This window comes from Neobacillus sp. SuZ13 (genome assembly GCF_030123365.1).
In the GTDB taxonomy this organism is placed as follows: Bacteria; Bacillota; Bacilli; order Bacillales; family Cytobacillaceae; genus Neobacillus.
Genome location: NZ_CP126107.1, coordinates 4699649 through 4721086, shown reverse-complemented (window position 1 = coordinate 4721086; position 21438 = coordinate 4699649). Strand labels below are relative to the sequence as shown.

The window sequence follows — 21438 nt, the reverse complement described above, 5'->3', positions numbered from 1 at the left end:
AAAGAAACAATTTTTTTTACAAGGGAGGTCATGCAGACCCCCTTGTTTTTTTATACTTTAAATTAGTCTTCAATCTTTCATATTTGAAATATGAATTTCAAATATGAAAGATTTGAAGTGAATAAGTAATTAAATTAAATAGTTTCTTGTTCTTTACTGAATAGGAGTTATTTTTGTTAGAGCATGACAAACCTTGATTTGATAGGTAGTTTGGTGTTTATTTTTTTAAAAAATGAATTCATCTTTCTTTTTGGCACGAAATTTGCACTTAAAATTAATGAGAACGCATGAAAAATTTAATTGGGAGGGAAACAACCATTTAAACGCTGTAATTAATATTTAAAAGGAGGACTATATGCGTATTATTTCTTATTTAAATGAAAAGTCAGTTCCAGTTCTTGCTGCTTTAACAAATGAGGGGCATATCTATTCACTGCCACAAAAAGATTTCTTTGAGTTAGCTCAGCAAGCAAAAGATCAAGATACTTCTCTTCTTCACTTTGTTGAAAACGCTATCTCAACCTTAGATCCAATATCACAGTCTCTTGAAAAATTATCATTGCTCGTTCCGATTGAAGCTCCTGAAGTGTGGGCGGCTGGTGTTACATATGAAAGAAGCAGGGACGCCAGAAACTTCGAATCTATTGATGGTATAAACGGTTTAACCACTGTCTATGACAAGGTCTATGATGCCAAACGTCCTGAAATTTTTCTTAAATCCACAGCCGCAAGGACAGTGGGTCCAAATGATAAGTTATATCTTCGAAGTGATTCTAAGTGGCAAATCCCTGAGCCGGAATTAGGGCTTGTCATTAATAGCGAGGGAGAAATTTTAGGTTATACCATTGGAAATGACCTCAGCTGCCGTGATATTGAGGGGGAAAACCCGCTTTATTTACCCCAGGCAAAAATCTGGAGAAATTCTTGTTCTATTGGTCCAGCCATTCTTCTATCTGAAGCGGTTCTAGATCCTTATCAATTTGAAATTACCTGCAGAATCTATCGGAACGGCGAAAAAGTGGTGGAAGGGAGCGCTAATACCCGCCAGTTAAAGCGGAAATTTGACGAGCTTGTTTCATATCTTCTTAAAGATAATCTGATTTTTAACGGCACTGTTTTATTGACAGGCACATGTATTGTTCCCCCAAATGAATTTACGTTAGCAGATGGAGACCAAATAGAAATTGACATATCTGATATTGGGGTTTTACAAAATACTGTCTATCTTGCAAAAAATGTTGTACACAATTTGTAAACCATTCTCTAACTATTTATAAGAAGTCCAATATAAAGCAGGGGAGATTTAAGATGAGTACAGCTTTTAAAACGGTGATGATGAAGCCGAATGATAAAGTGGCTGTGGCTTTAGAGGGTATTCCAGCAGGGAGTCATGTCAAGGTCACATGCCAGGGGAACAGCTTTGACGTTAAATTAAAGGAAAAAATTGAATTCGGGCATAAGTTCGCTGTCAAGTCGATCTCCAAGGGGGAGGATATTCTTAAATATGGTGAAGTGATTGGTTCAGCCACTACAAAGATTGATATGGGTGAACATGTTCATATTCACAATCTGGAAGGAAAAAGAGGACGGGGGGATAAAGTTGAATAGTGGAAAGAAGTTTTGGGGATATAGGCGCCCAAACGGTCAAGTAGGGGTAAGAAACCACGTGTTAATCTTGCCTACGATTACTTGTGCAACCCAGGCAGCAAAACAAATTACCGAATTAGTGCAAGGCACGGTCTCTTTTATACATCAGCATGGATGTGCACAGGTAGGTGTAGATTATGATCAAACATTCCGTACTTACGTAGGAATGGGGGCCAATCCCAATGTTTATGGCGTGGTAGTTCTAGGGCTTGGCTGTGAAACCCATCAAGCACGCAGTGTTGCAGGAGAGATAGCCAAGACAGGAAAGCCGGTTGAAGTGGTTTCCATTCAGGAGCACAATGGAACACTTGGTGCCATCGCTGAAGGATCTAGAATAGCAGTGAAAATGGTGCAGGATGCTTCCGCCCAAATGAAGGAACTCTGTGATTTCAGTGAGCTCATTATCGGGACCGAGTGCGGCGGTTCAGATGCATGTTCCGGTCTATCAGCCAATCCAGCCGTAGGGGTCGTTAGCGACATGCTTGTTGATCACGGAGGTACTGCGATTTTAGCCGAAACGACAGAACTAATTGGTGCTGAACATTTATTGGCACAACGTGCAGTCGATGACAGGACAGCCAAGCGAGTATATGAAGTAATCGGTGCTATGGAAAATCGGGCCATCATGATGGGAGTAGATATCCGTACAGGGAATCCAAGCCCTGGAAATATCAAGGGAGGGTTGAGTTCTCTCGAAGAAAAATCGTTAGGTGCTTCCAATAAGTCTGGCAGCAGCCCATTACAAGAAGTGATCGATTATGCACAAGTCCCATCCAAAAAAGGTCTGGTTTGGATGGATACACCGGGACATGATATTGAACAGCTAACGGGGATGGTGGCTGGTGGAGCCCAAATCGTTTTGTTTACTACAGGAAGAGGTACACCGACCGGATCACCTATTGCTCCTGTTATAAAAATTGCAACCAACACTGGAATTTTTGAAAGAATGGGAGATAACATCGATTTGAATGCCGGAGCGATTATCGAAGGCATTGAATCAATAGAGTCGGTTGGCCAGCATATTTTTGATGAAATTGAGCTTGTTGCTTCTGGAAAGCTGACGAAGGCAGAAATTCTGAAGCAGTATGATTTTGGTATTTGGCGCATTGGCCCTACATTTTAGGAATATGGAAAGGAGTTTTATTCATGACCACTTCAGTTCAGGTAAAAACCCATCTTAACTATATTAACGGTGAATGGGTATCATCCCTCAGAAATAAAGTCGGCGCAGCTATTAATCCTGCCAATAAAAATGAAATCGTCGGCTACGTACAGTGCTCGACAAGGGAAGATGTTGACAGGGCTGTGGATGCAGCCAAGAGAGCGCAAAAAGAGTGGCGCCGTCTTTCAGGAGCAGAACGAGGTGATTATCTCTATAAAATAGCAAATAGTCTGGAAAGGCGGCTTGAAGAGGTTGCCGAAACGATGACAAGAGAGATGGGTAAAACGTTCCCTGAAGCAAAAGGTGAGACAATTCGTGGGATTGCCATCCTCCGTTACTATGCTGGTGAGGGGATGCGTAAAGCGGGTGATGTGATACCATCCACTGACAGCAAGGCGTTAATGTTTACGACACGCGTTCCGCTTGGAGTCATCGGTGTAATTTCCCCTTGGAATTTTCCGGTAGCCATCCCGATTTGGAAGATGGCCCCTGCCTTGATTTATGGGAATACCATTGTGTTTAAACCGGCACAGGAAGCAGCTGTTACAGCAGCAAAGATTATGGAGTGTATGCATGAGGCCGGCATCCCAGCAGGTGTAGTCAATATGGTTACAGGGGCTGGATCCGAAGTCGGCACAGCAATCGTTAACCATTCAGACGTAAACGGCATTACGTTTACAGGCTCCAATGCCACTGGGAAACAAATTGGTCAGGCAGCTCTGGCCCGTGGAGCAAAATATCAGCTGGAAATGGGCGGGAAAAATCCTGTCATTATTACAGCAGATGCGGATTTAGATTTGGCGGTAGAAGGAACAATTAACGGCGGTCTTCGTTCGACAGGACAAAAGTGTACTGCTACAAGCCGGGTATTCGTTCACGCAGAGGTATACGATGCATTTAAAGAGAAGCTGCTTGAGCAGGTCAAAGAAATTACAATTGGAAACGGCATGGAAGGCAATTCATGGATGGGACCATGTGCCAGTGAGAATCAGATGAAAACCGTTCTCTCTTATATTGAAAAAGGGAAAGCAGAGGGTGCAAGATTGATATACGGCGGTGAACGGTACACGGAGAACGGAGGCGAAAACGGCTTTTTTATCCAGCCTGCCATATTTGATGAGGTTACGAATGGAATGGTCATTGCCCAGGAGGAGATTTTTGGTCCGGTGCTGGCACTTATTAAAGTGGAATCAATTGAGGAAGCGTTAACGCAGGCTAATGATGTCGAGTACGGGCTTAGTGCCTCTATTTATACAAAAGACATCGGCACCATGATGTCGTTTATCAACGACATCGAGGCCGGACTTGTGCGGATTAACGCGGAAACTGCTGGTGTTGAATTACAGGCACCATTCGGCGGCATGAAACAGTCCAGCTCGCACTCCCGTGAGCAGGGCCAGGCTGCGGTCGAATTCTTTACTGCAATCAAAACAGTATTTGTAAAAGCATAAAAAGATAGATTCCATTAAACCCCTAAAATCTTCTTAGATTTTAGGGGGACGGCATTAAGTTATAAAAGTTCATTTATTAATTTTTGCGATCGTGTTTAAATGATTAGAAATAAAGCAGAAAATGGTAAGACTCAGAATTTTATCCTCTATAGACTTTGCACGATGGCTATCTATCAATTGGTTAACCAAGGAATGCCTGGAATTGTTATAATATTCTTAATTTAATTTGGAAGCGATTTCTATTATAGGAGGCTTTAAAATGAGAGAAATAAATCAAAAAAGAACGAAAGTTCGATGGAAGATTGCCATCTTCATGTGGGCAGCTATAGCCATTAATTATTTGGACCGTACAGTCCTGTCTGCTACCACCCCGACTATAATGAAAGAATTTGGACTAAATGCGGCACAAATGGGGATTGTCATGTCTGCTTTCTTTTGGACATATGCGTTATTTCAGATTCCTGCTGGTTGGCTGGCCGATAAAGTTGGACAACGATTCTCTCTTGCTTTAAGCGTTGCCTGGTGGTCCATTGCCACCGCATTGACAGCTGTTAGCCAAGGAATGAAATCCCTCCTCATTTTTCGAACCCTATTAGGAATGGGGGAGGCAGGAGCATATCCAAGCAATGCTGGTGTGACAGCAAAATGGTTCCCTGATCGAGAACGGACAAGAGTTTCTGCTATTTTTGACAGCGGTTCTAAAGTGGGTACGGCGCTAGCGATGCCCTTTGTTGTTTGGTTAATGACTGCCTTTGGCTGGCAAGTTCCATTTATCGTATCTGGTCTGTTAGGATTGGTTTGGGTGGCCATTTGGTGGGCTTATTATCGTGATCCGGAAAAGCATATGTATGTAAACAAAGAGGAACTAACCTATATTCGTGATGGACAGGTCAAAAAGGATGGCATTGAAAATACCCAGCCGATGAAATGGTATCAACTTCTTAAATACCGTAATATTTTAGCAATGTGTGTAGGGTTTTTCATGTTAAACTATGCCATTTATTTCTTTATCACTTGGTTCCCAACGTATCTTGTACAAGAACGAGGCTTCCAATTGATGAAAATGGGTTGGGTATCCATGATTCCTCCACTCTTTGGTCTAGTTGCTGAACTTTTAGCGGGCTGGTTTTCCGACCATCTTTATTCAAGAGGCTATTCCTTAACCTTTGTTCGTAAATTGAACCTAGGTGGAGGTATGTTATTGGCAACCTCGATAGCTTTTGCGGGGCTGGTTAATTCAGCTGTTCTATCTATCGCTTTACTATCGATTTCCTATGCGGGTTTAACGACTGCTGCTTGTGCTATTTGGTCACTTCCTGGAGACGTAGCCCCTGTAAATATGACTTCAGTTGTTGGAGGACTTCAAAACTGTGTGTCAAATATGGGTGGCATTTTGGGTCCAATTGTAACCGGTTTTATAATTTCTACTACCCACTCATTTACCCCTGCACTTATAGTGTCAGGAACTGCCACCTTAATCGGGGCATTAACCTATCTCTTTTGGCTTGGCAAAGTTGAACCTATTGTTCCTAAAACAAGCAGGAATCTAGGAAAAATAGATAACCATTCTATAAACATTTAAGAATCATAAAAGCTTATAAAAAATTGAAAATAGAGGTTTTCATGTCCACGAATACTTAAAAATAACATAAATAAAAAACCCTAGAAACGTTGATATAACGCAGTTTCTAGGGTTTTTGTGATTGCTAATTAATAAGCAAATCAATTAACGAGAGTAGAATTCAACGATAAGAGCTTCGTTAATTTCAGCAGGTAATTCAGAACGCTCAGGTAAACGAGTGAAAGTACCTTCTAATTTGTCAGCATCAAAAGTTAAGAAGTCAGGAACAAAGTTGTTAACTTCGATCGCTTCTTTGATCACATCAAGGTTGCGTGATTTTTCACGAACACTGATTGTTTGACCAGGAGTTACGCGGAATGATGGAATATCAACGCGTGAACCATTAACTAAGATGTGGCCGTGGTTAACTAATTGACGTGCTCCACGACGAGTACGAGCTAAACCTAAACGGTATACAACGTTGTCAAGACGTGATTCAAGAAGAACCATGAAGTTTTCACCGTGGATACCAGCTAATTTGCCAGCTTTATCAAAAAGATTACGGAATTGACGCTCAGTTACGCCATACATATGACGAAGCTTTTGCTTCTCTTGTAATTGTAATCCGTATTCAGAAAGCTTTTTGCGTTGGTTTGGACCATGTTGTCCAGGAGCGTAAGGACGCTTTTCTAATTCTTTACCTGTGCCGCTTAGAGAGATTCCAAGACGACGGGAAATTTTCCAGCTAGAGCCAGTATAACGAGCCATGAATGACTCCTCCTTCGTGTTTTTATTTTGGTAAAATAAAAACCGTTATGAGCCTCTTTGACAACCATTTTATTTTCATGCACCTTCGCCCTTGCAGCTAAGGGTTACGAGATACACCATCATTTAAATATGAGGAATAAAATGAGACTATTCAAAGTGAACACAATAGGCTGCAATATTTTACACAAAAAGTATTATATAATTTTTATTCCATCAAAGTCAAGAATATTTTTTTAGAAGTGCGTTTAGAAGAATTTTGTCGAAAATATTATTTTAATAAATGTTAATAATTTATACAAATAAATATCGCCAAAGTGTCTGAAAATTAACTATAATTAAGGGGCGATGTATATATCTGGAATTAGATCGGGTGAAACCTAAATGGATATTCTCGAGTGTGATTTACAGTGGCAAATAAAAAGGTACAAACAATTAATAGAGATTACAGAAACACTTCATTCATCTCTGGATGTAGAGAACCTTTTGGATGAATTATGTGTTACTTTGAAAGAATTATATCCTGACTCCTCCTTTTCTCTATTGCTTTCACAGGATACATATAGTCACAATGAACTTCCCATTATTGAACTTGAATATGATAGTGAAAATATTGCAGCTATCAAAGCTTATGGATCAGGAGAAATTCAATTTGAGTATTCCGCTACTGGTGACCATGCCATTATTTATGCCCCCCTAAAAGGGAGAAAAGTAACCTACGGTGTTTTGCAGGTTGTGGCAGCAACAGCGGTTGAATTCCATGAGTTTGAGGTAGAGTTTATAAGTTTACTGGCGAGTGCTGCAGGTAGTTCTTTGGAAAATGCCTATCTCCACCAACAATCAAAGCAGGAAATCTTCAATTTACAATTAATTAACGAAACTTCGCATTGCTTAAATTCCAACTTGCGACTAGCTGATACGATGACATACATGTCAGAACAAATCATCTCTTCCATAGATGCACAAGAAGTTGGATTTTTCTTATTCACAAACGAACATGTTAAGGTAAAAATACTCCCAGGCTCAACACCCTACTTTTACACACCACAAGCCCAAATTTATATTGATTATTTAAAGAGAAAAATTGAACGAGAAAGAAATCCTTTATTTATTGGAGATTTCACCCTCCAAAACATAAAAAATACACCAAGATTTCATTCGATACTCGCAGTTCCAATGATTCATAGCGAAAAATTAAAAGGTTTTTCCATTGTAATGCATCAAAAGCCCTATTTCTTTTCTTTTGATACATTTAAACTCCTTCAGTCACTTATTCATCATTCATCGCTTGCACTAACCAATTCAATGCTCAGAGAAGAGTTGGAGCATATGATTATTACCGATCACCTAACAAAGCTCTATTCACGTAAATTTTTGGATGAGAGAATCCAGGGGTCAATGAAAGAGTCCGGAGAGGGTACTTTTATCCTGCTTGATATTGATAATTTTAAAGAAATAAATGATACATATGGACATCAGGTGGGGGATCAGGTTCTTGTACAGGTGGCAAACCTGATAAAAAACAATATCCGCGGAGAAGATATTGGCGCCAGATGGGGCGGGGAAGAGCTGGCTCTTTATCTTCCGGGAGTCCCCTTAGACAAAGGAGCTGCTGTAGCTGAAAGATTAGTGAAAAAAATAGCTGAATCCTCTGAACCGCATATTACAGTTTCTTGTGGTGTTTCTTATTGGAATAAGGAACAGGTCGATGCTTACAACTACTTATTTAAACGGGCAGATGAAGCACTGTATATTGCAAAGGGGACTGGAAAGAACAAGGTCGTCATTCAAAAGCAAAATATAAGAGTTAGTTAGGGATGGGCACTCATATTTAAGAGTGCCCTAACGATATTTACCTAACTGACATATTATAAACTAATTAAATGTAAACGTTTTCAAAAAAGGAGGAATCCAGTATGGGGAAGAAGAAATCACGGTTTGAAACGGAAGTTATTCATTCAGGCTACAAGGCGGATGAACATCAAGACAGTTTAGTTCCCCCGTTATATCAAACATCCACCTTCACTTTTGCCAACGCCGAACAAGGGGAAAGAAGATTTGCTAGTCAGGAAGAGGGATTTATTTATTCACGCTTAGGAAATCCAACGGTGAAAATATTAGAAGATAGGATTGCAGTTCTTGAACAAGGTGAAGCGGGTTTAGCGTTTTCGTCTGGAATGGCGGCCGTCAGTGCAGTATTAGTGGCCTTAACAAAGACTGGGGATCATATTCTTTGTTCACAAGGAGTGTATGGTTGTACATTTGGATTGTTAGAGTTATTAAAAGAGAAATATGGAATCGACCACGACTTTTCATTAATGAACTCGGCGGAATTATTAGAACAAGAAATCCGTCCAAACACCGCTTGTATCTATATTGAAACGCCGATAAATCCTACAATGAAGCTGGTAGATTTAGGATTAGTGGCGAGGGTAGCGAATGAAAAAGGGATTCCTGTTGTGGTTGATAACACATTTTGTTCCCCTTATATTCAAACTCCTTTAACAATAGGTTGCGATGTTGTCATTCATAGTGCAACCAAATATATCTGCGGACATGGAGATGTCATTGCAGGGCTTGTCATTGGGAAGAAGGAATTTATTAGACAGGTCTCAAAGACGACCCAAAAAGACATCGGTGGGATTATCTCACCTTTTGATGCTTGGCTATTATTAAGAGGAATGAAAACACTGCCACTTCGCATGGACCGCCACTGTGAAAATGCCAGTAAATTGTTTCGTTTTTTGAAAGACCATCCGAAAATCGAAATGGTTTACTTTCCTGGCGATCCGGAACATCAAGATTTTTCAATCGCTAAAAAACAAATGAAGCAACCCGGCGGGCTTATATCTTTTACGATCAGAGGAACAAAGGGGACGGCACAACAGTTGATGAATCAGCTGCAATTAATAAAAATTGCTGTTAGTCTCGGTGATGCCGAGACATTAATCCAACATCCTGCAACGATGACCCATGCCGTAGTCCCAGAAGAGGAACGAAGAAAAATGGGCTTTGATGATACCTTGCTAAGGCTATCAGTTGGTCTAGAAGCATGGGAGGATCTTCAAGAAGACCTCGAGCAGGCGCTGGATAAGATATAATAAAAAAGAGCACAAAGGAAATTTCCTTTGTGCTTTTTTCTATATGTGGTCAACAAGAACAGCCACAAACTCTTCTAGTTTTTGTTGATCTAACTCATCAAACCGGTTCTTTTCGGGTGAATCAATATCAAGAACACCAAAAAGCTCCTCATCTTTTATTATCGGAACGACAATTTCTGATTGGGAAGCGGCATCACAGGCAATGTGACCCGGAAACAGATGAACATCATCGACTAGAACCGTTTCCTGTTTTAAGGCAGCTGTTCCGCAAACTCCCTTGCCAACCGGAATTCGGACACATGCTGGTAGACCTTGGAATGGTCCCAGAACAAGTTGTTGGTTTTTATCCAATAAATAAAATCCAACCCAATTGGTTCGATCAAGAAATTGGTTCAGCAGGGCACTTGCATTGCTGAGGTTGGCGATTGGATTTTCCTCATCATGGATGAGAGCATGCAACTGCTTTATGACAAGATTATAATTTTCTTCGCGGCTTCCTGTATACATTTCGACGTTAAACATGATATTTCCCCTTTGTTTCAACAATTTAATATAAGTATTTTATCAAATTCACAAGAATATAAGCGGACTTTGTCGATATTTTTATAAAGGAATCTGTCGTGTAACAAAGAATTTTTAAGTAAGGGGATTATCGGGTATTCCAGAAAGGGGCCATTTTATGAAGAAAAATGCTAAAGAGGCTATTGTAAAGGCTGCTATCACATTGTTTAAGTCCAATGGTTACACAGGAACGTCCATTAGGGATATCGCCCGTCTGGCTAACGTAAATACGGCAACGATTGCCTACCATTTTGAAAACAAACCAGGTTTATTAGAATATTGCTTTACGCATTTTTTTGAACAATATATTAGTAAGATGGAAGAAGCCTATGCATCCATCGAAAAGGGAGCAAAGGAATGTTTAAAACGAATTGTCGCGGATTTATTACACTATCAATGTGAAAATAGTAAATTGGCTAGTTTGGTCTACCGAGAAATGTCGATGGACTCGCAAATAGTTCGAGAGATTATGTCAACATACTTACTTAAAGAAAAATACTATTTTCAATTAATCTTTGAAAGAGGTTTTGAATGGAATGAATTCCGCCCGCATTCGATTCCGTATTTAATCATCCAGTTAAAAGGATTACTCATGATGCCATTTATGAATACTCACTATATGAGGGAAGTGCTGTACGTATTTCCTAATGAACCATTTTTTGAGCAGAAATATTTAAAGGATATTAATTCGTGGATTGAAAAAACTTTATGCTCAGATGTGCCGATGAAAATGGGTGCAGTCGTCAAATAGCGGCAATCGCTATTTTTTTTTATTTTACAAAAAAAATGAAATTAATAGTCAAAAAATGTCGTTTACATGGTATCATAATAGCATTGAACAGAACATTATAAGATTCATTTAAAATAGATGTACGATAACTGCATTTGGAACGAATGTTTTTGGAAATAGGGGGCTTACTTGTGAAATTTTTCATTGGATTTTTTATCCTAATACTGGCCTTATTTGTAGTAGGGTATCTAATTAAGAAAAAGTACTTTAAGGAAATGGATCGATTGGAAGCATGGAAAATCGATTTAATGAATCGTCCAGTACTGGATGAAATGTCAAAGGTTAAGCTGCTTAATATGACAGGTCAAACTGAAGAGCTTTTCGAACGCTGGCGAAATCAGTGGGACGAGGTTGTTACGGTGCAACTTCCTAATTTAGAAGAAATGCTTTTTGATGCAGAAGAGTACATAGATCGGTATCGTTTTAATAAAGCCAAAGGTGTTCAACTTGCCATTGCTGCGAAGTTACAAGAAACAGAGGATCAGATAAAAAGTATTTTAGAAGAGTTACATGAACTGGTTGGCAGCGAGGAAAAGAACCGTGTTGAAATTGAAGAATTAAAAGAGCAGTATCGGGAATCAAAGAAAAGGCTGCTTGCCCACCGCCACAGTTTTGGAAGCTCAGAAAAGTCTTTAGAAGAACATCTTAATGGTGTATCACAAAAATTTCAGGAATTTGATGAAAAAACGGAACATGGTAATTATCTTGAAGCCCGTGAAGTAGTTTTGTCTATTCAAAGTCTACTGGGAACGATTAAGAAAGATATGGACCTAATCCCGCAGTTATTAATTGAATGCCAATCTCTTCTACCGAATCAGCTATCCGATATCCTTGAAGGGTACCGTGAAATGTCTAGCCAAGAATATTACTTAGAACATATCAACGTGGATGAAGAGCTTAAACGCTTAGAGGAAAAGCTGTCTGAGAATTTAGTACTCATCGAAGCGACGAAAATTGACGAGGCAGTGGAAGGAGTAACAGAAGTAAAGGAAAGAATCGATATCCTTTTCGATCTATTGGAAAAAGAAGTTCACGCTAAGCATTTTGTCTTGAAAAATGAACAAATTGCAAGTGATCTTCTCCTATCCGCCCATGAGGAAAATAGTCATCTATCAAGTGAATTCCTTCATGTTCAAGAAAGTTATCAGGTGTCCGATAGTGATTTTGAAACACAGCGACATCTGGAAAAGGAACTTTCCACTGTCTATAAACATTTTGAAATCCTTATAGAAAAAGTAAAATTAAACGAAATCGCACAAAGCGTCATAAGCGAAGAGTTAGCTCAGATTAAAGAACAGCTGGATATTATCCGTGAGGGACAGCAAGATTTTGCTTTAAAACTCCAAGCCCTTAGGAAAGATGAATTTGAAGCCAGAGAAAAGCTAAAAGAACTTACTAAAAAGGTGGGCGATACCGTTCGTCTCGTGACGAAAAGCAACGTCCCAGGCTTACCAGAGGATTATAAGTATTTGTTTGAGGATACAAATGAGAGTATTCAAAATGTTAAATATCAACTTGAAGAAAAACCGCTTAATATTTCCGCTCTGAATCAGTATTTAGAAATAGCTGTTTTAACAGTGGATAAACTTACTAATTCAACGATTGAGCTATTAGAAAATGTGATGCTTGCCGAAAAAGCCATTCAATATGGGAATCGATATAAGAGCAAATTCCCAGAAGTTGCTAAAGGCTTAACAGAAGCAGAAATCGCATTTAGGCACTATGAATACCAAGTGGCTCTAGAGCAAGCGGCAGCAACACTAGATATTATTGATCCCGATGCATTGAAAAAAATAAAAGCCTCTTTTGTTAGTGAATAAATAACAAAACCGATCAGCACACTTTGGCTGAATCGGTTTTTTGTTTTTCCTTTTATATGTCTTTATGATAAGATTTATTTTTGTAAGTTCAATGGTTCGGAAGTTCGGAGGAGAAAAAATGATTTATTTAGATAATAGTGCAACGACAAAACCGTTTAAAGAAGTGTTAGATTCTTTCGTTACGGTGTCTAGTGAATATTATGGGAACCCGTCCTCACTACATAAGATGGGGGCGCAAGCAGAAAAGTTGTTATCACAAGCACGGGAACAAGTAAGCAAGCTCCTAAAGGTGAAGCCCTCCGAGATTTATTTTACATCAGGTGGCACAGAAGGAAACAACTTAGCAATTAAAGGGACTGCGTTATTGCATAAAAATAAAGGACGCCACTTGATTACATCAAGTATAGAGCATCCATCCGTACGATCTGCGATGGAACAGCTTGAACAGGAGGGGTTCGAGGTTACCTACCTGCCTGTTGACCAGCATGGAAGAATTAGTGTCGCCGATCTTGAAAGCGCGATTAGGAAAGATACCATTTTAATTTCGATTATGCATGTGAATAATGAAGTAGGAACGGTTCAGCCGATTGAAGAAATTGGCGAACTATTATTAAAACATCCTGCGATTTTATTTCATGTTGATGCTGTTCAAAGCATTGGGAAACTTCCCCTTTCACTTAAGGAAAGTAGAGTGGATTTTTGCTCCATTTCTGGCCATAAATTTCATGGTTTAAAGGGTACTGGTGCCCTATATATTCGTGAAGGTACAAGACTTGCTCCATTATTTTCTGGTGGAAATCAGGAACGAAAACTCCGCAGCGGTACTGAAAATGTGGCAGGAGCTGTTGCGATGGCAAAAGCACTTAGAATGACATTAACGAAAGCTGAAACCGGTTTAACAAGAATGAAGAGGATCCAAAGCATGCTCAGGAACGGATTAACTGAAATAGAGGATGTTCAAATTCATACGCCACATGATAATGCTGCCCCGCATATCATAAATTTTTCATTAAAAGGAATTAAGTCGGAGGTATTTATCCACTCGCTTGAGCAGAAGGGCATCTTTGTTTCAACAACAAGTGCATGTTCCTCAAAAAAGAAATCGCCAAGTAAGACGCTTCTAGAAATGGGTGTTCCGGAGACATTAGCCGAAAGTGCCATCAGAATAAGCCTTTCTGTTGAAAATAGTATAGAAGAAGCAAGTACGGCTTTAGAGGCCTTCAAAGAATCTGCAAACCAATTAAGGAAGGTAATGAAATAAATGGATTATGAACGAATACTAATACGTTATGGAGAAATCTCAACAAAAGGCAGAAATCGCAATAAATTTGTAGATAAGTTAAAAAAAAGTGTAAGGATCGCGCTCGTTTCTTTCCCGAATGTGAAAGTGGAAGCAAGCCGTGACCGGATGTATGTCCTATTAAATGGTGAAGACTGTGCAGAAGTAAATGATAAATTAAAGAATATTTTTGGAATCCAGTCTTTTAGCCCTGCGATAAAGGTAGAAAGAGGTTTAGAGGCATTAAAGGAGAATTCGCTAGAATTGGTTCGGTCCCTATATAGAGATGGACAGACCTTTAAGATTACTCCTAAAAGATCGGATAAATCGTTTGAGTTGGATACAGATGGAATCAATCATACCATCGGCGGCTATTTACTGCAGAATATCCCGGGGTTGAAAGTTAATGTGAAAAATCCTGATATTAATTTACGGATTGAAGTTAGAAAGGAAGCCATTTACCTATCCTGTCAAACCATACAAGGTGCTGGCGGACTTCCGGTTGGGTCAAGCGGAAAGGCTATGCTCATGCTTTCAGGCGGAATTGACAGCCCTGTTGCAGGCTATTTGGCAATGAAAAGGGGAGTAGAAGTGGAAGCAGTCCATTTTTTCAGCCCGCCATTTACGAGTGAAAGAGCAAAAGAAAAGGTCATTGATCTTTCACAAAAACTAGCTGAAATTTATGGCTCACTGACCTTACACATTGTCCCGTTTACAAATATTCAGCAAACGATTCGCGAACAAATACCAGAAAATTACTCGATGACATCAACAAGAAGAATGATGCTGCGAATTACAGACGAAATTCGAAAAAAACATGAAGGTCTTGCGATTATTACCGGTGAAAGCCTAGGTCAGGTGGCTAGCCAGACATTAGAAAGTATGTTTGCAATCAATGAAGTAACGAATACGCCAATTTTGCGTCCGTTGATTACAATGGATAAAACGGATATTATAAAAATTGCTCAAGAAATTGATACATTTGAAATCTCAAACAGACCTTTTGAGGATTGCTGTACCATCTTTGTTCCTGCATCTCCAAAAACAAAACCAAAAAGGGAAAAGGTTCAGCATTTTGAAAGTTTCTTTGATTTTGAACCTCTTATTCATGAAGCAGTTCAGAAGACAGAAAGAATTGTGATCAAACCGGATAACAAACAGCGATCAGAATTTAGCGATTTGTTTTAAAAAGGTAAAATTTGAACACTTTGTGAACAATTACCAATTGGATTATAGAATGAAGATCTTAAGTTCTACACATTCTATACTCACAAGGAGGTGATATCACATGGCAAACAACAACAACTCAAATCAATTATTGGTTCCTGGTGTTGAACAAGCTCTTAGCCAAATGAAATATGAAATTGCTTCTGAATTTGGTGTAAATCTTGGAGCTGACACTACTTCACGTGCCAACGGATCTGTTGGTGGTGAAATCACAAAGCGTCTAGTAGCAATGGCTGAATCTCAATTAGGCGGCGGATTCTCTCGTTAATAAAAAATTAATACGATGGCTACAGAGAGCGTGGGGTTTCCCGCGCTCTCTTTTTTGTTTCTATTACATAGAAAACAATCCAGCTCCATCACCCTGCGACTAGTGTACTTCGCGCTTCTCCCTTCGATAAGTCAACATCGAATCGCTCCAGTCCATACGTCGCAAAACGGGTGATTCCGCTTTTTAGATAATAATTTAAAATTATCTAATAATTTTGTATAATTAAAATTGTAGGATAAAAATAAAATATCATTAGGGGGAGAAGCATGAAGCGGGAAGATTTAATTGCACCAGAAAAGTATAATCTAGTTTCAGAAATGGAGCGTTTTGCTAAGCAACCGAACAGAGTGGCATTGAAGTGGGAGAATGAGGCAGGAGAAACCCAGCATGTTACATACGAACAATTAGTAAAAAAAGTGAATCAAGCGGCAAATGTGTTAGCTAAGAATGGCCTAGATAAGGGAGATGTGGTCCTTGTCATCGTACCGCGTCTTATTGAAGCATATGTCGTTTATTTGGCCGCTTTAAAAGCGGGGATGGTCGTTATCCCAAGTTCGGAAATGTTAAAGGAAAAAGATCTGCATTACCGGATTACACACGGCGATGTAAAAGGTGTGATTAGTTATTATCCCTACGTGGATCAATTTGAAAATATCAGCAAATCCCAGCCATTGGTAAGATTGACGATCGGTGGAACTGAACCGGGCTGGATTGACTTGGAAACAGAGATGGCAGCTGCTTCCGAAAGCTTCGAACAAGCGGACACCCTTAGAGAAGATATGGCCTTTTTATCCTATACGTCTGGAACAACAGGGAATCCTAAAGGGGTTGTCCATACACATGGCTGGGCATATGCTCATTTAAAAACAGCTGCTCCACAGTGGCTTTGTATTGAAGAAGGTGACACGGTTTGGGCAACTGCCGGCCCTGGCTGGCAAAAATGGATTTGGAGCCCATTCTTATCTGTTCTTGGCTCCGGTGGAACAGGATTAGTTTACAACGGAAAATTTGAACCGAAAAAATATTTGAGTCTCCTCCAAAAATATAATGTAAATGTCCTTTGCTGTACACCGACGGAATATCGACTAATGGCGAAGGTAGATAATTTAGCTGATTACCAATTACCAAATCTTCATAGTGCTGTCTCTGCAGGTGAACCTTTAAATCGAGAAGTAATTGATACGTTTAGAAAACATTTTAATATTGATGTCCGTGACGGTTATGGACAAACAGAGAATACCTTACTTGTAGGGGTTACCAAAGGTATGGAATTGAAATCTGGGTCTATGGGCAAGCCGACCCCTGGGAACAGGGTTGAAATCATTAACGAAGAGGGCCAGGTGTGTTCAGTCGGTGAAGTGGGCGATATCGCCGTCCATGTTGAAACGCCAGCTTTATTTAAAAACTATTATAAAGATCCGGAAAGAACTGCGATGCAGTTCCGCGGTGATTATTATGTAACCGGTGATAAGGCAAAAATGGACGAAGAAGGCTATTTCTGGTTTGAGGGCCGTGGAGATGATATTATTATCAGCTCTGGGTATACGATTGGACCATTTGAAGTAGAGGATGCGCTTGTTAAACATCCTTTTGTTAAGGAATGTGCAGTCGTGGCGAGTCCGGATGAGATTCGCGGCTTTATTGTCAAAGCATTTGTTGTCTTAAAAGACGATGTGGATTCCACCGACCCTGAATTAACAAAAACTTTACAGGAACATGTGAAAACCCTTACAGCACCATATAAGTATCCACGGAAAATAGAATATATTACTGAGCTTCCTAAAACTACCTCTGGGAAAATTCGTCGGATTGAACTTCGGAAAAAGGAACTTGAGGGAGCGAAACAAGCATAAGGCAAGTTAGAGAGTAAGCAGGCGGTCAAGCGTCTGCTTATTTTTATTGGATAGGAAATTATAAAATATTTAATTGTGTATAAATTGACTTAGATCTCTGAATCCAGCTCCAGTGCCCAGCGGCTAGTGTACTTCGCTCTCCGCCCTACGATAAGTCAACAGAGAATCGCTAACGCTCTTCGTGTTGTCTAGCTCCAGCGCCTAGGGGCTCGGGGTCATAAGCCAATCCGTCCTGAAGGTCAAAAAGCAACCTTCATGCCGGCTCGTCTTATGCCTGTCCCCCCTGAGCAAGGCGCTTCCGCTTTTCTATTTTCCTTTATCTCGGTTGGAGCGCTCCAGTCCATACGCCGCTAAACGGGCGCTAGCGCTTTTTGTTCTTGGAAGTAAAAAATTCCCCTTTTTATATAATTTCGCGTTATAATAGAAATTATTTCGAAACTAGAAAGAATAGGGGCTCGTACAAATATGAAAAAGACAGAAACGCAAAAAGGAGTCATTCATGCCGGCTTTTCCTATTTACTTTGGGGATTATTGCCAATCTATTGGAAGCTATTAGACCATGTTAATGCTAAAGAAATCCTAGCCAGTCGTGTTGTTTGGTCGTTTATTTTTATGGTCGTCGTTCTTCTCCTAACCAAAAAATGGGGACTTTTTCTTAGCACAATTAAAGGTTTTGCGAAAAATAAAAAACAAATGGGCGCTTTGACAATTGCTTCCCTGTTAATCAGTGTGAACTGGTTCATTTATATCTGGGCGGTTAACAGCGGTCATATGATTGAAGCGAGTCTTGGTTATTATATCAATCCATTAATCAGTATTTTATTAGGGATGATTGTGCTTAAAGAAAAATTAACGGTTTACCAATACGTATCATTCGTCTTAGCAGCAATTGGGGTATTAATTATTTCTATTTCCCATGGGCAGTTTCCGTGGATTGCGATTGTGTTAGCTCTTTCCTTTGGATTATATGGATTAGCGAAAAAGTTGATCAATGTGGATTCTGAAGTAGGGCTAACCTTAGAAACTCTAGTGATTACACCGATTGCTGTTATATATATTGGATTTTTATTTATTAGCGGCACCAATGACTTTTTAAACGCTGGGATTCCAACTGACCTGCTATTAATGGGTGCTGGGGTTGCAACGGCAGTACCGCTCCTTTATTTTGCAAAAGGCGCACAAAAAATCCCTTTATCATTATTAGGTTTTTTGCAATATATTGCTCCGACATTAACTTTACTTTTAGGCGTATTTGTCTATCATGAACATTTTTCAAAAATACAATTACTATCCTTTATCTTCATTTGGTCAGCATTAACGATTTATTCTTTATCAAAAACAAAGTTGTTACCTTCACAATCGTTCCATTTACGAAAAGAGAAGGGCACTAGCATATAATGAAAAACCTTATCCGCTTCCTTGGATAAGGTTTTTTTGTGAGTAACTGTCTCTTTTTAAAGGAAAGACCGCTTTACTTTTTCCCAGAAAGAATTATCTTTTAGTTTAAGTGTTTTTAACTTTTTATCGCTTATTTTTATGCTGATTTTCTCCACGTGACGGATGCTTAATGCCTCATTATCCATGCCCATTGTTGGATGGTCATTGCCTTCAGATATTACTTTAAGCGTAAGTGTTCTTTCACTGCCAACAATAAAGGACGAACCAAGTGTTCGATAATTATTGGTATTAACAGAGGCTACTTCACTCACCTGCATGCATGGAAGAAGTGGATCAACTATCGAACCATTCACCGATTTATTATAGCCAGTACTACCAGTTGGTGTTGCGACAATAAGTCCATCACCACGGAAGGTTTCTAAGTGAAGCTGGTCAATGTAGACATCTACTACCAGTGTCTTGATGATTGAAGAGCGAATGCTGAATTCGTTTAAGCAAGGAAACGTCCCTTGACCATCAACTTCTACTTCAATTAACGGATAACGGCGCACTTTTATATTTTCATTGGTGATAATCGCATCAATCATTTTAGATCTATCATTAATTCGGAAATCACAATACATACTCAAGGTATCCTCAGTTGAAATCCCCGTATAAAGGCAATCATCCCGGAAGCCAGTTTTTCTAACTGCTTGTAGAAATGTTCCATCATCACCAACACTGGCAATGATATTTGCCTTTCGGTAATCAGTGACAATTGTAAATCCATATCGATTTGCTATATCTATAAGCGGAGCAACTTTTGAAAGCATGTCCGAATCTCGTTTGTGATAAAAGTAAATATTGCGTCTATTCTCCATATTATCTACCTCCCTGGTAAATGAGATCTATGTAACATTATCCCCATCACGAAAATATTCTCTAAGAAATAATGCTAGTCTGAAATTAGTTTAGCATTTTATTGAGACAATATGAAATAGGACTTAATTTTAAGATGAACAAAAAAGGGGGACATACGTATTTATGAATGGAAAACGGTGGGCCGCACTAGGGATTGCAGCAGCGTTATTTTTCTTCTCGGTGGTCATTAATTTTTTATCCTCTTTTGCCTTTAAAGGATGGGAAACAAATTTCACTGATTTTATGGCTTCGGCGGAGCAGCCCTTTACAGAAGAGGTGGTCAATGAAGGGAATGAATTAAAGAAGATAGTGATTCTTGATGTAAATGGGGTCATCCAGGATACAGGGGAAACTGGCTCAATCCTGCAAAGTTCTGGCTTCAATCATCAGGACTTCATGAAAAAGTTAAACTATATTAAAGACGATGATTCGGTAAAAGGAATAATTATTAAAGTCAATTCTCCCGGAGGCGGAGTGGTTGAAAGTGCAGAAATTCATGATAAACTAACTGAAATTCAAAAAGAGACTAAAAAGCCAGTCTATATCTCAATGGGGTCCATGGCCGCCTCGGGAGGATATTATATTTCAACAGCAGCTAAAAAGATTTATGCCAGTCCCGAGACAATGACTGGCAGTCTCGGTGTGATTATGGAAGGGATCAATTATAAAGGGCTAGCTGATAAATATGGTGTTGACTTTGTTACGATTAAAAGTGGAAAGCATAAGGACATTATGAGCCCAACAAGAAAAATGACCGAGGAAGAACGACAAATCTTACAGTCGATGATAAATAATTCATATCAAGGATTTGTCAAAGTTATTTCAGAGGGAAGGAAGCTCCCAATCACGCAGGTAAAAAAAATTGCAGATGGACGTGTCTATGATGGCCGCCAAGCCAAGGAATTGCAGTTAATTGATGGTTTTGGCTACTTAGACGATGTGGTGAAATATATGAAAAAACAAGAGAAACTTAAAGGTGCACAAGTTGTTCGTTATTCAGACTCACTTGGGCTGGGATCCTTATTTACAATGCAGGCAAAGAAATTAATGGGTATAGATATGGAAATGGCTGGCTTATTGAAGGTCCTATCAAGACCAAATTCTCCGCGACTTATGTACCTATATGCGGAATAGGGGGGAGTATCCATGGAAATGAATGAGTATCAAGAATACTCGAACGACAGAAAAGAGGAACCTTCCTTTCGATATGCGGGCTTCTGGATGCGCTTTTGGGCTTATCTTCTTGATTTGGTGGTAGTGGGAAGTATTGTTAGGATGTTGATTAAACCAGTTTTTCGAATGCAGGATTTTTCTTTATCGGAATCGTCCATGTTTGCTCCAGCTTCAATCGCATCCGCGTTAATCTTCTATTTTTATTTCGTGTTAATGACAAAGTATCTAAATCAAACTTTAGGAAAAATGGTGTTTGGTTTGAAAGTAGTTGATTTAAAAAGTAATCAAATGACATGGGGAACAATTCTCTTTCGTGAATGGATTGGTCGATTTATTTCATCAACGATCATCATTGGATATATAATTATTGCTTTTTTACCTAAAAAACAAGGCTTGCATGATCTGTTCACCGACACTTCAGTCATACATGTGGAACGGTGAGCATAAACCTATCAACATTTGTTGGTAGGTTTATTTTTTTA

General features: G+C 39.4%; 19 protein-coding genes. 16 read left to right on the top strand and 3 right to left on the bottom strand.

Annotation, left to right across the window (positions count from 1 at the left end; genetic code table 11):
* The first annotated feature begins 355 nt into the window (after positions 1-355).
* The 5 genes from QNH17_RS23350 to QNH17_RS23330 all read left to right on the top strand — a co-directional run bounded on the left by QNH17_RS23350 (position 356) and on the right by QNH17_RS23330 (position 5842).
* Positions 356-1255: a fumarylacetoacetate hydrolase family protein gene (locus QNH17_RS23350; protein WP_283875431.1), complete on the top strand. Its 900-nt coding sequence runs from the start codon at positions 356-358 to the stop codon at positions 1253-1255.
* 53 nt (positions 1256-1308) lie between these two features.
* Positions 1309-1608 carry a UxaA family hydrolase gene (locus QNH17_RS23345; protein ID WP_283875430.1) on the top strand — a complete coding sequence of 100 codons (300 nt, stop codon included), beginning with the start codon at positions 1309-1311 and terminating at the stop codon, positions 1606-1608.
* The gene (locus tag QNH17_RS23340) at positions 1601-2770 is read left to right on the top strand and encodes a UxaA family hydrolase (RefSeq protein WP_283875428.1); all 1170 of its coding nucleotides are present in this window, start codon (positions 1601-1603) and stop codon (positions 2768-2770) included. Before QNH17_RS23345 ends, QNH17_RS23340 begins: the two co-directional genes overlap by 8 nt.
* 23 nt (positions 2771-2793) lie before the next feature.
* Positions 2794-4260 carry an alpha-ketoglutaric semialdehyde dehydrogenase GucD gene (gucD, locus tag QNH17_RS23335; protein WP_283875427.1) on the top strand — a complete coding sequence of 489 codons (1467 nt, stop codon included), beginning with the start codon at positions 2794-2796 and terminating at the stop codon, positions 4258-4260.
* Positions 4261-4519: 259 nt separating this feature from the next.
* Positions 4520-5842 (top strand): MFS transporter, encoded by a 1323-nt coding sequence (locus QNH17_RS23330; protein WP_283875426.1) that lies wholly within the window; start codon positions 4520-4522, stop codon positions 5840-5842.
* A 144-nt stretch (positions 5843-5986) separates the two neighbouring features.
* Here the strand turns inward: QNH17_RS23330 and rpsD are convergent, their stop codons facing one another.
* Positions 5987-6589, bottom strand: coding sequence for a 30S ribosomal protein S4 (gene rpsD / locus QNH17_RS23325; RefSeq protein WP_026563299.1), 603 nt, complete (start codon positions 6587-6589; stop codon positions 5987-5989).
* Between the two features lie 381 nt (positions 6590-6970).
* Here rpsD and QNH17_RS23320 point away from each other — a divergent pair, with 381 nt between their 5' ends.
* Both QNH17_RS23320 and megL read left to right on the top strand, forming a co-directional pair.
* Positions 6971-8401 carry a sensor domain-containing diguanylate cyclase gene (locus tag QNH17_RS23320; protein ID WP_283875424.1) on the top strand — a complete coding sequence of 477 codons (1431 nt, stop codon included), beginning with the start codon at positions 6971-6973 and terminating at the stop codon, positions 8399-8401.
* Positions 8402-8502: 101 nt separating this feature from the next.
* Complete coding sequence (megL, locus tag QNH17_RS23315) at positions 8503-9687, top strand: methionine gamma-lyase (protein ID WP_283875423.1); 1185 nt, start codon at positions 8503-8505, stop codon at positions 9685-9687.
* A gap of 39 nt (positions 9688-9726) precedes the next feature.
* Here megL and QNH17_RS23310 read toward each other — a convergent pair whose 3' ends face one another.
* Positions 9727-10209 carry a GAF domain-containing protein gene (locus tag QNH17_RS23310; RefSeq protein ID WP_283875422.1) on the bottom strand — a complete coding sequence of 161 codons (483 nt, stop codon included), beginning with the start codon at positions 10207-10209 and terminating at the stop codon, positions 9727-9729.
* A gap of 157 nt (positions 10210-10366) precedes the next feature.
* On the opposite strand from QNH17_RS23310, the gene refZ reads away from it, so the two are divergent.
* The 7 genes from refZ to rarD all read left to right on the top strand — a co-directional run bounded on the left by refZ (position 10367) and on the right by rarD (position 18883).
* Complete coding sequence (gene refZ, locus QNH17_RS23305; RefSeq protein WP_283875421.1) at positions 10367-10999, top strand: forespore capture DNA-binding protein RefZ; 633 nt, start codon at positions 10367-10369, stop codon at positions 10997-10999.
* 170 nt (positions 11000-11169) lie between these two features.
* A complete protein-coding gene (ezrA, locus tag QNH17_RS23300) occupies positions 11170-12858 on the top strand; it encodes a septation ring formation regulator EzrA (RefSeq protein ID WP_283875420.1) in 1689 nt (562 codons plus the stop codon).
* Positions 12859-12976: 118 nt separating this feature from the next.
* Complete coding sequence (locus QNH17_RS23295) at positions 12977-14119, top strand: cysteine desulfurase family protein (RefSeq protein WP_283875419.1); 1143 nt, start codon at positions 12977-12979, stop codon at positions 14117-14119.
* Positions 14120-15325: a tRNA uracil 4-sulfurtransferase ThiI gene (gene thiI, locus QNH17_RS23290; RefSeq protein ID WP_283875417.1), complete on the top strand. Its 1206-nt coding sequence runs from the start codon at positions 14120-14122 to the stop codon at positions 15323-15325. It abuts the gene before it with no gap.
* 100 nt (positions 15326-15425) lie between these two features.
* On the top strand, positions 15426-15632 hold the full coding sequence (locus tag QNH17_RS23285; protein ID WP_088089259.1) for an alpha/beta-type small acid-soluble spore protein: 207 nt from the start codon (positions 15426-15428) through the stop codon (positions 15630-15632).
* A gap of 266 nt (positions 15633-15898) precedes the next feature.
* The gene (gene mbcS, locus QNH17_RS23280; protein WP_283875414.1) at positions 15899-17485 is read left to right on the top strand and encodes an acyl-CoA synthetase MbcS; all 1587 of its coding nucleotides are present in this window, start codon (positions 15899-15901) and stop codon (positions 17483-17485) included.
* A gap of 465 nt (positions 17486-17950) precedes the next feature.
* Positions 17951-18883 (top strand): EamA family transporter RarD, encoded by a 933-nt coding sequence (rarD, locus tag QNH17_RS23275; RefSeq protein WP_283875413.1) that lies wholly within the window; start codon positions 17951-17953, stop codon positions 18881-18883.
* A gap of 56 nt (positions 18884-18939) precedes the next feature.
* Here the strand turns inward: rarD and QNH17_RS23270 are convergent, their stop codons facing one another.
* Positions 18940-19743 (bottom strand): NAD kinase, encoded by an 804-nt coding sequence (locus QNH17_RS23270; RefSeq protein WP_283875412.1) that lies wholly within the window; start codon positions 19741-19743, stop codon positions 18940-18942.
* Positions 19744-19906: 163 nt separating this feature from the next.
* On the opposite strand from QNH17_RS23270, the gene sppA reads away from it, so the two are divergent.
* A complete protein-coding gene (gene sppA, locus QNH17_RS23265; RefSeq protein WP_283875411.1) occupies positions 19907-20917 on the top strand; it encodes a signal peptide peptidase SppA in 1011 nt (336 codons plus the stop codon).
* Between the two features lie 18 nt (positions 20918-20935).
* Positions 20936-21397, top strand: a complete 462-nt coding sequence (locus tag QNH17_RS23260) for an RDD family protein (protein ID WP_283879579.1) — start codon at positions 20936-20938, stop codon at positions 21395-21397.
* Positions 21398-21438: the final 41 nt, after the last annotated feature.